1 protein-coding gene and 2 tRNA genes are annotated in these 1,100 nt (G+C 61.0%); 2 read left to right on the top strand and 1 reads right to left on the bottom strand.

Annotated features, from left to right (window positions below; genetic code table 11):
• Positions 1-182: 182 nt before the first annotated feature.
• Positions 183-257: transfer RNA gene (locus BMZ69_RS30930), tRNA-Gln, on the bottom strand.
• Positions 258-426: 169 nt separating this feature from the next.
• Here BMZ69_RS30930 and BMZ69_RS30935 point away from each other — a divergent pair.
• Both BMZ69_RS30935 and BMZ69_RS30940 read left to right on the top strand, forming a co-directional pair.
• A tRNA-Pro gene (locus BMZ69_RS30935) sits at positions 427-503 on the top strand.
• A gap of 343 nt (positions 504-846) precedes the next feature.
• The coding region (locus tag BMZ69_RS30940; protein ID WP_139219324.1) for a transposase at positions 847-1,100 on the top strand (254 nt) is incomplete at its 3' end.

Below are 1,100 nucleotides of genomic sequence, written 5' to 3' on the forward strand. Positions count from 1 at the left end.
ATTGCTCGTCATTCAACCAAAACAAGCGGCTCATGGAACTTACCTCTCCCATGACCTGCTTGAATCACAAACTGGCCGTTGAGTTTAGACCCTAGTCTGAGCTAGCCCGCGCTCGCCGCTAACCCTCGGCATTTGGGCAGGTTCTGCCAAGACAGACGAAAGTCTCGGAATTTGAGACTGGGTGGCTGGGGCGCCAGGATTCGAACCTGGGAATGGCGGTACCAAAAACCGCTGCCTTACCGCTTGGCGACGCCCCAATCTCCGCTGCCTTCTAGAGCGCGACGCCGCAGCGCGCAACACCGGATCGGTTCGGCCGACGCCGCCGTCACCCGGACGGGACGGCTCTCGCGGAAAAGATTGCACAACCCTTATCCTTGGCTGTTGCGCTGCGGCGGCCGGCTGGCTATAAGCCGGCCACCAGTTGATCGGAGTGTGGCTCAGCCTGGTAGAGCACCTCGTTCGGGACGAGGGGGTCGCAGGTTCAAATCCTGCCACTCCGACCACTGGATTTCCTTGACATCATTGATTTTATTCGGCTTTCAGCCGCAGGCCGCCCCGCAAGATACGAATGGGCAGTACACAATGGCGTTCGCGCTGCGCATGGCTACGCTGACCAGAGACCCGAAGACCGGGAACTGGAAAGCCCGGGAAGGGATCCCGGAGGATTGCCGGGCAGAGTTCGGCAAACGCGAGGACAAGCCGATCTGGCCTGCCCATCTCTCCGAGGCCAAAGCCCGAAAGAGCTACGGAAAAATGGCTGGCGTCCATCGAAGGGCGCATTGTCGTCGTCTGCGAGTGGAGTTGCCGCGGTTTTGTGGACACCCTTGAAGTCATTTTCTGGAGTGTATGCCGCGTTTTCGCAGTGCCTATCCGCCGGAGTTCCGGCGACAGATGGTGGAGTTTGTCCGATCCGGACGAACGCCTGAAGAGCTTGCCCGGGAGTTCGAGCCGACCGCGCAGTCGATCGCCAGCTGGGTTCGTCAGGCCGAGCGCGACGCCGGCAGTCGTAGTGACGGTGCGACGACTGCGGAGCGCGAAGAGCTGATCCGCCTCCGCCGTGAGAACCAGCGCCTGCGCCAGGAGCGCGATATCCTGTCAAA

The organism is Allobosea sp. CRIB-10, assembly GCF_900112185.1.
In the GTDB taxonomy this organism is placed as follows: Bacteria; Pseudomonadota; Alphaproteobacteria; order Rhizobiales; family Beijerinckiaceae; genus Allobosea.